This window comes from Collinsella aerofaciens (assembly GCF_901212495.1).
Lineage (GTDB): Bacteria > Actinomycetota > Coriobacteriia > Coriobacteriales > Coriobacteriaceae > Collinsella > Collinsella aerofaciens_H.
On sequence record NZ_CAAKNY010000086.1, the window covers coordinates 63,584 to 74,906 of the forward strand.

9 protein-coding genes and 2 tRNA genes are annotated in these 11,323 nt (G+C 60.0%); 7 read left to right on the plus strand and 4 right to left on the minus strand.

Annotated features, from left to right (window positions below; translation table 11 throughout):
• Window positions 1-122: 122 nt before the first annotated feature.
• Both SFLMC1_RS11010 and SFLMC1_RS11015 read right to left on the minus strand, forming a co-directional pair.
• Window positions 123-881 carry a transposase gene (locus SFLMC1_RS11010; RefSeq protein ID WP_187323966.1) on the minus strand — a complete coding sequence of 253 codons (759 nt, stop codon included), beginning with the start codon at window positions 879-881 and terminating at the stop codon, window positions 123-125.
• 355 nt (window positions 882-1,236) lie between these two features.
• The gene (locus SFLMC1_RS11015; protein ID WP_152073718.1) at window positions 1,237-1,722 is read right to left on the minus strand and encodes a CarD family transcriptional regulator; all 486 of its coding nucleotides are present in this window, start codon (window positions 1,720-1,722) and stop codon (window positions 1,237-1,239) included.
• A gap of 342 nt (window positions 1,723-2,064) precedes the next feature.
• Here SFLMC1_RS11015 and argS point away from each other — a divergent pair, with 342 nt between their 5' ends.
• The 5 genes from argS (at window position 2,065) to SFLMC1_RS11035 (ending at window position 9,275) form a co-directional block, all read left to right on the plus strand.
• Window positions 2,065-3,918: an arginine--tRNA ligase gene (argS, locus tag SFLMC1_RS11020; RefSeq protein WP_152073719.1), complete on the plus strand. Its 1,854-nt coding sequence runs from the start codon at window positions 2,065-2,067 to the stop codon at window positions 3,916-3,918.
• Between the two features lie 530 nt (window positions 3,919-4,448).
• Window positions 4,449-5,795, plus strand: coding sequence for a hypothetical protein (locus tag SFLMC1_RS11470; RefSeq protein ID WP_410053244.1), 1,347 nt, complete (start codon window positions 4,449-4,451; stop codon window positions 5,793-5,795).
• Window positions 5,792-7,036 carry a transcription termination factor Rho gene (gene rho / locus SFLMC1_RS11475; protein WP_410053245.1) on the plus strand — a complete coding sequence of 415 codons (1,245 nt, stop codon included), beginning with the start codon at window positions 5,792-5,794 and terminating at the stop codon, window positions 7,034-7,036. The genes SFLMC1_RS11470 and rho overlap by 4 nt, the downstream gene beginning before the upstream one ends.
• Window positions 7,037-7,348: 312 nt before the next feature.
• Complete coding sequence (locus SFLMC1_RS11030) at window positions 7,349-8,818, plus strand: hypothetical protein (RefSeq protein ID WP_152073720.1); 1,470 nt, start codon at window positions 7,349-7,351, stop codon at window positions 8,816-8,818.
• A 7-nt stretch (window positions 8,819-8,825) separates the two neighbouring features.
• On the plus strand, window positions 8,826-9,275 hold the full coding sequence (locus SFLMC1_RS11035; RefSeq protein WP_152073721.1) for a VanZ family protein: 450 nt from the start codon (window positions 8,826-8,828) through the stop codon (window positions 9,273-9,275).
• 64 nt (window positions 9,276-9,339) lie between these two features.
• Here the strand turns inward: SFLMC1_RS11035 and SFLMC1_RS11040 are convergent, their stop codons facing one another.
• Together SFLMC1_RS11040 and SFLMC1_RS11045 are read right to left on the minus strand one after the other, a co-directional pair.
• Window positions 9,340-9,585 carry an ROK family protein gene (locus SFLMC1_RS11040; protein ID WP_226814219.1) on the minus strand — a complete coding sequence of 82 codons (246 nt, stop codon included), beginning with the start codon at window positions 9,583-9,585 and terminating at the stop codon, window positions 9,340-9,342.
• A gap of 139 nt (window positions 9,586-9,724) precedes the next feature.
• A complete protein-coding gene (locus SFLMC1_RS11045) occupies window positions 9,725-10,906 on the minus strand; it encodes a pyridoxal phosphate-dependent aminotransferase (RefSeq protein WP_152073722.1) in 1,182 nt (393 codons plus the stop codon).
• A 166-nt stretch (window positions 10,907-11,072) separates the two neighbouring features.
• Here SFLMC1_RS11045 and SFLMC1_RS11050 point away from each other — a divergent pair.
• Window positions 11,073-11,149 (plus strand) — tRNA-His (locus SFLMC1_RS11050).
• Window positions 11,150-11,171: 22 nt separating this feature from the next.
• A tRNA-Lys gene (locus tag SFLMC1_RS11055) sits at window positions 11,172-11,247 on the plus strand.
• The last annotated feature ends 76 nt before the right edge of the window (window positions 11,248-11,323 follow it).

Sequence of the window (11,323 nt, forward strand, 5' to 3'; positions counted from 1 at the left end):
CGCCTCCGTTGGACGTTATTCAGCGGAAGCGTTTTCTTTTTGACATGGCGACATCGGCGAATGGCGGCGCCTCGCGGCGGGCAGACATGCTTTGCCGTTTCCGTAATTCGGCAAACGCGACGCTAGGCCGCATTCTTGATAATCCATATTCCCAGTCCGGTCAGCAGCTGAACCTGCTTAATCGTTAGCCCTTCTTTCCGTAGCGTGAGTATCGCCTCATTGCGAAGTGCCTTGGAGACGGATTTAAGTTCCGTAGGGGCGCATCCTGCGACACTCCGCACGATTGCCGCGCCAAATTCGCATAAATCTTCCTCGCGTACCTTGGCTGTTGCGCTGGGGCGATAGGGAAGCGACGGCGTACTTTCCATGAGTTGAAGGTATGAGCGAGGTGTCGGGAATAATGCGTCGATAACGCTGCCGGTGATATGCGGCCGTGACCCGGTGCTCATCAGATACTCGCGATGGCTGCTCCACGGATATTCGTCGTATGCCGCCAGTCCTGCTTTTTGTGGATTCAAATGAATGTATCGAATTGCCTCGAGCAAATACTCTTCCGATTTAATCGGCGAATCCCAAAAGCGCTCCTGAAAAACGTGTCCGATATGCCCCATTCGCGCGTTATATCTTCCCGCAAACGACACGGCTATCGCGTGCATCGCGTCGCTCTTGCGGTCGTCCGGATCGTCGACGAGGAGATGGATGTGGTTGCCCATAAGGCACCAAGCGATAAGCTCAATATTGTGTTTAGGGAGGATTGCGTCGAGGATGTGAAGCAAAGCGATTCGGTCCTCGTCACCGTCAAACAGCAATTGTCCTCCGTTTCCGCGCAATGTGACGTGGAAATAACCGGTTGGTGACTTTGAACGAGGCTTTCTCGGCATGGTCCCTCCTTTAGCTTGGATGGGCTGAAGATACCTCATTTGGAGGCTTCGGTTGTCGAGATTCAGTTCACCGACTATAGCTGCTACCTGCCGAAATGTTATTGCGTTTTCAAATTGATGCTTTTTAATGGTAATTGAGCAAGACGGGCGCGCTTGTTGTGAATGCGTGCTTTGGTTACGTTGATCTGGATGGCCCTCGCGTGATGTCAGCGCAAATGGGCTTCAAGCATTTCTGCGGCGATAGAAGAATGGCCGGGCGCTCAAAACAAAACGGAGCGCCCGGCCATTTACTAATTGTTCGTTGACGTTTGGCCAGATAAAACCTGCCAAAACAAACCTGTCCCTTTTTGGCGGGTTAGTTGAGGGCAGCTTGGGCTAGGCAGGCCTCGGCGTCTTCTTCGGTGACGCCCAGAGCGACGGCGAACTCCTCAACGGAGCGGCGCTTTGCCTCCTTGAGCACGCGCATGTAGTATGAGCTGGGCTTTTTGCCGGCTTCCTCGGCCTGGCGAATGCGGTGCATCATGGTCTTTGCCACGCGGACCGTCTCGGGTGCGCCCAGCTTAAGCTGCTGCTTAAAGTGCGTCTCCTCGAGCGAGCTGTTGCGCTCGGTAAAGGTGTCGCACTCGAGCTCGTTAAAGTGGCTCAGCAGATGCTCGGCATCTTGCTGGGAGATAGCGGAATGCAAACGGTCGGCCTGCGCCACGGGATACATAAGGACCGTCTGAGCATGCCCCTGCTTGGTCTCGAGCAACAGCATGGGCTGCGGCGTGTCGTCCCTAAAACCGACGACGGTGCAGACTCCCTGACCCGGATGAATGACGTGTTGACCGATTGAGAACATGCTACCTCCAACTTATACGAATTTGCGTATGACTAGAATACCACGCTGACGTGCGCAAACATTCACTTTATGCAGGAAAAGCACACAACTCCGATAGGTAAGAGTATTCGATAAAATGCACCGCTCATTCACATGTTAATGCAGTTCCAACGCGTGCATAATCTGCAGGCAGACCGCCATCTTTGAGTGACTCATCGTAGGCAGTAGTCATTTTTGTGCATATGCAATATCGATTGGCTTTACCCTGCGACAGTGTGCGTCGCTTGTGATAGAGTGCTACAAACTCTGGCTTTTGCCCTACGAGTGACCAAGAGCTCGGGGGCTTTAACACAAGGAGGATCTATGCCCGAGAAGATTGAAGAACTGGTACGCGCTGCGCTCGCTGCGGCCCAGGAGGCCGGCGACCTTTCCGCATTTGAACTTGACGATTGCGCCATCGAGCGACCGGCTGACACTTCTCATGGCGAGTGGACCTCCACCATGGCCTTGAAGTCCGCCAAGCTGGCTCACTGCGCCCCGCGCAAGATCGCCGAGGCCGTCGTTGCCCATATGCCCGAGGACCCCGCGATTGAGAAGGTCGAGATCGCCGGCCCCGGTTTTATCAACTTCTACCTCTCCGTTGCCGTCAAGAACGCCATTTTTGGCGAGGCCCGCGAGAAAGGCATGGACTTCGCCAAGTCCAACGTCGGTGGTGGCCTGAAGACTCAGGTCGAGTTCGTTTCCGCCAATCCCGTCGGCCCCATGCACATCGGTCATGGCCGCTGGGCCGCGCTGGGCGATTCTCTTTGCCGCGTCATGGACCACGCCGGTTACGACATCCAGCGTGAGTTCTACATCAATGACCATGGCTCTCAGATGAACACCTTCGGCAATTCCATCAGCACGCGTTATATGCAGCTTGCCGACATCATCGCCAAGCAGGGCGTGGACATTGATGAGGCTCACAAGATTCTGATCGCCGACCGCGATGCCTTTGTCGCCGACGAGAACGACGAGCACCCCGAGACCCATCCCTACCAAGACAACTTTGCCGAGACTCTGGGCAAGGACTCCTACGGCGGCGATTACATCATCGACGAGGCTGCCGAGTTCTGGCGCACCGACGGCGACAAGTGGGTCGAGGCTGATCCGCAGGAGCGCATGGAGAGCTTCCGCGAGCGCGGCTACGTAAAGATGGTCGACAACATGCGCGACCTTTGCCACGCCGTCAACTGCGACTTTGACCGCTGGTTCTCCGAGCGCTCCCTGTACGTAAAGGACACCGAGGGCGAGACCGCCGGCACTTCCGCCGTCGACCGCGCTTTTGAGAAGCTCGACAAGATGGGCTACCTCTACACCAAGGACGGCGCCCTGTGGTTCCGCTCCACCGATCTGGGCGACGACAAGGACCGCGTGCTGATCAAGTCCGACGGCGAGTACACCTACTTCGCCTCCGACGTCGCCTATCACTGGGACAAGTTCCAGCGTGTCGACCACGTCATTGACATCTGGGGCGCCGACCACCACGGCTACATCGAGCGCGTCCGCTGCGTCTGCGACGCTCTGGGCTACCCCGGCAAGTTCGAGGTTCTGCTGGGCCAGCTCGTCAACCTGCTGCGCAACGGCAAGCCCGTCCGTATGTCCAAGCGCAAGGGTACCATGGTGACCCTGCAGGAACTCGTCGACGAGGTCGGCTCTGACGCCGCCCGCTACACGCTCATCTCCAAGAGCTCCAACCAGATGGTCGACTTCGACATCGAGGCCGTCAAGAAGCGCGACAACTCCAACCCGGTGTACTACGTGCAGTACGCTCACGCTCGCGTGTGCTCCATCCTGCGTCGCGCCGCCGACGTCACCGCCGAGCAGGCCGCCGAGATGGGCATGAAGGCCGTCGCTGAGAAGGCCATTGGCGAGCACGTCGATTACTCGCTGCTGACCGACCCGACCGAGCTCGCCCTGTCGCGTAAGCTCAACGAGCTCACCGAACTTATCGGTAGCTGCGCTCGCGACCGCGCTCCGTTCCGTCTGACGCACTTTGCCGAGGAGCTCGCCGGTGACTTCCACAGCTTCTATGCTGCCTGCCAGGTGCTGCCGAGCGAGGGCCGTCCCGTCGATCCCGAGCTTTCGCGCGCCCGTCTGGCCGCTTGCGACGCTGTCCGCGTGACGCTCGCCCTGGTGCTGACCCTCGTTGGCGTTTCCGCGCCCGAGCAGATGTAATCTGCGGGTCATTTGACCGTTCAGACTTGGTCTAACTAAGCCTTGAAAGCCCGATCTCCCACGGAGGTCGGGCTTTTTTTCACAAACGCCGACGTATTGACGAATTTGGAACTGCTTGAACTACGAAACTATGTCGGTTTACTACGATGAATTGAGAATTTCCAACCACGCCGGCTTTTCGCTAAAAAGTACAAGGCATCTACCTGCGGGTTTAGTTCAACAGGTTTCGGAGTGATCGCGGTCGAGCGATTCAACGTAGTAAACCGCCAGAGTTTTGGCGGAGGCGGTCTGATTTGTGGGTGGTAAACCAAAGAGTGTCCCTGATGGCTAGTCGTTTAAGAACGTCCCCAATGACTAAGTTGCAGGTGGTTGCGGTTGTGCTACACTAATCCTGCGTGATTGACGCAATCATCTCGATACAGATCAATGATGTCCGTCGTTTTGTACGGATCTAGACTGTTTAGCCGCCCTGAAGGTATATGCAGGGAGCATGTGATCACAGGGCTTGAAAAGAAAGTTGAGCAAACACTGTGTCTGATCAACAGCAAGAAAACGAAATAACGACGGCGCAAACCGCTCCCGCTGCACCGGTTGCGTCGGACCAGGTCGTGATGCCTGCACCGGTGCAGGCCTCTGTTCCTGGGGCCCCCAAGGCCGCTCCGACGCCTGCGCCCGCATCGGCTGAGAAGGTCGCGCCTGCCGCTGGCGAGGGAGTTGCCCCTGCCGCCGAAGAGGATGCCGCGCCCGTAAAGCCCAAGCGCACGCGCCGTGCGCCTAAGCCCGCCGCTGACGGCGAGGAGACTGCCAAGCCCAAGCGTCGCGTCACGCGCGCGACGCGAGCCAAACGCACCGTTGCCGATTCCTCCGCACCGATTTCCGATGAGGTTGCACAGGCCCGTGCGCTGGCACAAATCAGCGAGGCTCAGGTTGTGCGCGCCCGTCGCCGTGCTGCTGAGCGCGAGGTCGCGGCACTGACCGAGTTTGCAGCGCCGGTCGTTTCCGAGGCGCCTGCGGCCACCGAGGCCCCTGTCGCGGGGCAGCCGACCGAGAAGCCGGCTCCGCGCACACGCCGCCGCACGGCTGCTAAGGTCGAGCAGGTTGCGGAACAGGTAGCCCCCGAGTCCACTGAGGCTTCGGTCCGTTCCGCGGCAGGGGAGGGCACATCGCCTGCCGAGCCCGCTGCGCCTGTCGAGGCCAGCGAAGTTCCCGTTGTCGATCCGGCTTTGCGCCCGCACCGCCGCGGTCGCAAGCCCAAGGCCTTCATCGAAGCCGAGAAGGCCGCAGCCGCAGCCGCCGCTGCTCGCGATGCTGCGGCGACCGCCGAGTCTGCAACCGCTGCCGACGCGGCCGTTCAAGATGCTACGACTTCCGAGGCCGCTCCCGCCGATACCGAGCCCACCGACGTCCGTCCCGGTCGCAGCCGTCGCACCGCTGCTAAGCGCACGTCCAAGGCTAAGGCTGCCAAGAAGGGTGCATCCGAGGATTCCGCCGAGACGACCGCTGATGCATCGACTGATGCCGCCGAGCCTCAGGACGCCGAACAGCCTGCGTCCGAGAAGCCCAAGCGCGGTCGTAAGAAGTCCGTTAAGGCCAAGGCGTCCGAACAGCAGGTTGATGCCGAAGCGCAGGTCGATTCCGGCGCTGAGGCCAATGATGCCGCTGCGGCCAATGTTGACACCGCCGCAACCGATGGTGCCGCTCCCGCCGAGGGCGAAGACGGCGCCCGCCCCAACCGCCGTCAGCATAAGCGAACGACGAGCGCAACGACCGCAACAACGACCGCCGCAACCGTCAGCGCGATCGCAAGCAGCGCAACAAGGAGCGCAATGCCGCTCCGACCGAGCCTACGCTTTCGCGTGAGGAACTCGCGGCCATGAAGGTCGCCGAGCTGCGCGAAAAGGCCAAGGAGTTCGAGATCGAGACGACCGGCAAGAAGAAGGCCGAGCTCGTCGAGGAAATCTACACCACCGCTGCGAAGGCCGAGGGCTTCCGCGATATCAAGGGCATTCTGCAGATTCGCCCGGACAGCTCCGGCATCATCCATGCCCACGGCTACATGAAGTCCAACGACGACGCCTTTGTTCCCGCATATCTCATCCGCTCCGCACGCCTGCGTACGGGTGATGTGATCGAGGGCTCGCTGCGCCCCTCACGCGGTGGCGACAAGCGCGCCGGCCTCGCCAAGATCACGACCGTCAACGGCGTTGATCCCGAGCAGGCACGTAACCGCCCCAAGTTTGGTGACCTTACCCCGGTCTATCCCAATGAGCCTCTGCGTATGGAGCACGGCAAGGATTCCATCACCGGTCGCGCCATCGACATCGTGTCGCCGATCGGCAAGGGCCAGCGCGGCCTGATCGTGTCGCCGCCCAAGGCCGGCAAGACCACGATCCTCAAGAAGATCTGCCAGTCTATCTCGATCAACAATCCCGAGGTACACCTCATCTGCCTGCTCGTCGACGAGCGCCCCGAAGAGGTCACTGACATGCAGCGCTCCATCAAGGGCGAGGTCGTGGCTTCGACCTTCGATATGCCCGCCGAAAACCATACCCGCGTGGCAGAGCTCGTGATCGAGCGTGCCAAGCGCATCGTGGAGCTGGGTGGCGACGTCGTGGTGGTGCTCGACTCCATCACGCGCCTTGCCCGCGCCTACAACCTGGCCGCTCCCGCCTCGGGCCGTATCCTGTCGGGCGGCGTCGATTCGGCGGCCCTGTATCCGCCCAAGCGTTTCTTGGGCGCAGCCCGCAATATCGAGAACGGCGGATCGCTCACCATCCTGGCCTCCGCCCTCATCGATACCGGCTCCAAGATGGACGAGGTCATCTTTGAGGAGTTCAAGGGTACCGGCAACATGGAGCTCAAGCTCGACCGCGATCTGGCCGACCGCCGTATCTTCCCGGCCATCGATCCCGTTGCCTCGGGCACACGCAACGAGGACCTGCTGGTCGACGAGCAGATGCGCCCATTTGTCTTCGGCCTGCGCCGTATCCTCGCCGGCATGAACAATACCGAGCGCGCGGCCGCATCGTTTATCAAGGGCCTCAAGGGCACCAATACCAACCAGGAGTTCCTGGTGCGTTCGGCAAAAAAGCACAGCGATTACGAGCAGACGTTCTAGCCGTCCGCTGCACGCGACAACAACCATAGACATGCCAGAAGGGCCGGGCGTTAAGATCCTGGCCCTTTTCGTATAGCCGCTCGCCTACGATTATTGACCTCATGACCGGCAAGCAGCGATTTTCCCGTTTCAATCCCGCTTCGTCGCTTGCAATCCCCAAGGGGGTTTCGCATAATAGCTGTTAAGCTTCGCGACGGAAAACGCAGATGAAACGAACCATATACCGTTGCTTTGGGGCATAGCCCCGCTTCATCTTCTCTCGCGCAGCCAACTGAATGATGCGATCTGGGTGCTGGAAGATGGGGAGAGCTCATGGCTTCTTCTGATGCAACACAACGAGTAGTCCTTGCTGGACTTTCCTGCGGAATCGGCCTTGCCGCTCCCGTGGTGATGTATGCTGCCACGCTGCCGTTTTCGTCGGTGAACGAGACGGTCGTCGCGGGCGCTGTTCCTTTTGCCGTGGGTGCGGTGGCGGGCGTTGGTATCTATGCCGCCTCGCTCGGCATTTCTGAATATCGCACGCAGCATGCTGAGCACCTATTCCAGCCCGATGCCATGGGTGGCGCTGCGAACGTCAACCAGCATCAAAATGAGTCCCAGACCGCCTCGATGCCCGCCCAACAGCAGTGGGCTGCCCCTCAGGGCGTTGCTACTGCGGCTCCTGCCGTTCCGGCAGACGCCGCGCAGCCCTCTTCGGTTTTCTCCGGCTTGACTGGTGCTTTCCAGCGGCTTCATACGGACGACGGTGTCCCCACCATCGCTCGCGCCGCGGATGCCATGAGCGAGGCCGATGCCTGGTCCATGATCGACGGCATGCTCGACGATGATTCGCCGGTCAGCTGCGATCCCGCGCGCTCGCGCGATGTGTACCAGGTCGCCATCGACGAGCTTACCTACGGCGGTAAGACCGGCTCCTATAACCGCGATGACATCGCTGCCGCCGCGCGCGCCGTCTCGGGCTCTCATGCCGCCCCTGCGGGCAGCACGGCCGCCTTTGTGGCGCTCGTGGCTAACGCCGCCAACAACGCCGCCGCGGCTCAATCCGTTACGTATGACACTGCCGTGCCCGTGACTCCGGCTGCCGCCACCGCCGTTGACTCCTACGCCGACGAGCCGCTGGCCGTCGACGAGGAGACTATTGCCGCCCGCCGTGCTGCCGAAAGCTCACTGTGGGGCGCTCCTGCACAGCGGCAGGCGGCGGAGGCGGTGCCGTACAACGTGAACCTTGCCAACATGCCGATCATCAACGACGCCTCTGCGGCGGCTATCGATCTCGATGACCTTGACGAGCCGGTCATCTCGAACGACGTGCCGTATGTGGTCGATGCCCCGGTCGATGCCCCGGCCTCCGCGTCCCGGTCCATCGCAGTCGACGAGCCTGTCGATACGACTCCCGAAGAAGACGTCCCCATGGCCGATTATTCGGGCCACGAGGGCATGTGGGCAGCCGCTGCCGCAATTTTGGACGAGGTCGTCGAGCCCGCTCCCGTTGGCGCTCCGGTGTTTGCGCCTGCTCCTCAGCCCGCTGCCCCCGCTTACGTTGGTCGCCACAGCGCCGTGTTCCCCGAGGATACCGCCCGCATCTCGCGCGAAGGTATCGAGCGTGCCGAGGCCATCGCTGCTGGCATCATGGAGAACCGTCGTCACGAGCGCGTCAATCAGATTCTCGAGGAGGAGATCGACCGCCTGCAGTCTGCAGCGGTAAGGCGCACGGGCCGTGCCTATCTGAGTGTTATCGAGGGTGGCACCGCCAGCTTTGAGCCACTCCGTGCGGAGGCATAACTTCTTTATGCTTAAACTCGATCGAAAATGGGCGGTCGCGACCTGCCTGATGGTGCTGCTCATCTGGGGCAATTCGATGGTTCCCGGCACGGGATCCGGTTCATTGAGCTTGTCGATTATGGAGGCCGTTCGCGGCCTTCTGCACGGCGTGGGGCTTCCGTATGAGTGGGTGACCAACTTCGTCGTTCGCAAGTGCGCGCATTTTACCGAGTACATGGTGCTCGGCATTCTGGCGACGCACGCTTTCGATATCGAGGGCCGTCGCACCTTTGATGTGCTGCTTCCCACGGCGGTTTTCCTACTGCTGGTTCCCTCGATTGACGAGACGATTCAGCTCTTTGTGCCCGGTCGCGCCGGTATGATCACCGACGTGATGATCGACTGCTGCGGAGCGGTGACGGGCGTTGTTCTTCGATATCTTCTACGATCGCTCATATGTGCTAAAAAGGCCGCCTAGGACACGTTGCTTGGTCCTAGGCGGCCTTTCTTTGTTTGGGGGCTTATACAAGGGCGTGGCGGCGTTATCCCGTAGGATGGATTGCTGGACGGTGCGGCGCCCCGTTGGCGCACTTACTGCCAAAGGCGCCGATGCCCAGGGCGGCGATGCCCTTGTCGGCAAGCCATGCGTTGACGGCCTCGACGGTCTCCTGCGGGGTTGTGGTCACGATCTGCTCGCGTTCCAGGACCGTGCCGTCTGTATGGCCCGTGGCGCATACCATCTTGGTGCCGCCGGCCTCGAACGCTCCGATAAGCTGCTGCTCTGCCATAGCGTCCTTCTCTTGGTCGAGTTGTTTTACCTCTAAAGTATCGCGCTCTAAAATAATTAAGAAAGCGCTATAAAAAGAAACCTCGCAGTCCAACGGAGGATGCGAGGTTTCTTTGATGCTTTTAGTTGTTGGGCTGTCCTTACCCCCGCGGCTTGATTTTATCACGCAGGGACTTGAGGTTCTCGAGCGCCGCGTTGAGCGTTTCGTCTCGCTTGGCAAAGTGGAAACGGATCAGGTGGTTGACGGGCTCGCGGAAGAAGCTTGAGCCCGGCACGGCGCCCACGCCAACCTTGGAAGCGAGATCCTCGCAGAAGTCGAGGTCGCTGTCGTAGCCAAACTCCGAGATGTCCATCATAACGTAGTAGGCGCCCTGCGGCACGTTATGCTCAAGGCCGATGCTGTCGAGTCCCTGACAGAACAGGTCGCGCTTGGCGGTGTAGAGATCGAGGACCTCATCGTAATAGCTGTCGTCGAAGTTGAGGGCGGCCACGACGGCTTCCTGCAGGGGAGCGGCGGCGCCCACGGTGAGGAAGTCGTGGACCTTCTTGATGCGCTCGGTAATCTCGGCCGGGGCGATGGTGTAGCCCAGGCGCCAACCGGTGATGGAGTAGGTCTTGGACAGCGAGCTGCAGCTGATGGTGCGCTCGAACATGCCAGGCAGCGTGGCCATGTAGACATGCTCATGGGGTGCGTAGACGATGTGCTCGTAGACCTCGTCAGTAATGCAGTAGGCGTCGTACTTTTTACACAGGTCGGCGATAAAAGTGAGCTCCTCGTGCGTAAAAACCTTGCCGCAGGGGTTGGACGGGTTGCATAGGACGATTGCCTTGGGATCGTTGTCGCGGAAGGCCGCCTCGAGGACCTCGCGATCGAAATCGAACGTGGGCGGGTTGAGCGGCACATAGATGGGCTCGGCGCCCGAGAGAATCGTGTCGGCACCGTAGTTCTCGTAGAACGGCGAGAAGATGACGACCTTGTCTCCGGGGTTCGTAACCGTCATCATGGCGGCCATCATGGCCTCGGTGGAGCCACATGTGACTACGATGTTCTCGTTGGGGTTGATCGGCATGCCCATAAAGTGCTCCTGCTTGGCCGCGAGCGCCTCGCGCATGGCCTGGGAGCCCCAAGTGATGGAGTACTGGTGATAGAGCGGCTTGGGGTCGGTCGCGATGGTGCTGAGGCTCTCGAGCAGCCGCGCCGGAGGATCGAAGTCGGGGAAGCCCTGTGAGAGATTGACGGCGCCGTACTTATTGGAGATGCGCGTCATGCGGCGGATGACCGAATCGGTAAATGTCGCCGTACGGTTGGAGAGTTCTTTCATGCTTGTCCTTTCGAGCATTTGCTGTGGGGCAAGTTTACTCCTATGAAACCGGTGGGAATTGCTCGAAACGCGCTCGTAAAACTCTTTTCAAAATTCTTGAAAATTGGGGCTTGCATCGCGTGGCGTTCCTTGCAATAATAGTCGAGCGCGAAGCGCACAGGACACGGTGGGTGTAGCTCAGTTGGCTAGAGCGACGGGTTGTGGTCCCGTAGGTCGAGGGTTCGAGTCCCTTTACCCACCCCAGTCTTTGCTTCGTGTTGATATCGGGTCGTTAGCTCAGTTGGTAGAGCAGGGGACTCTTAATCCCAAGGTCCAGGGTTCGACCCCCTGACGGCCCACCAAAGTATGTTAAGACGGTCAATGAAAGTTGACCGTCTTTTTTTGTTGACCTCGCATGGGGTCGAACCCGTCGGGGCG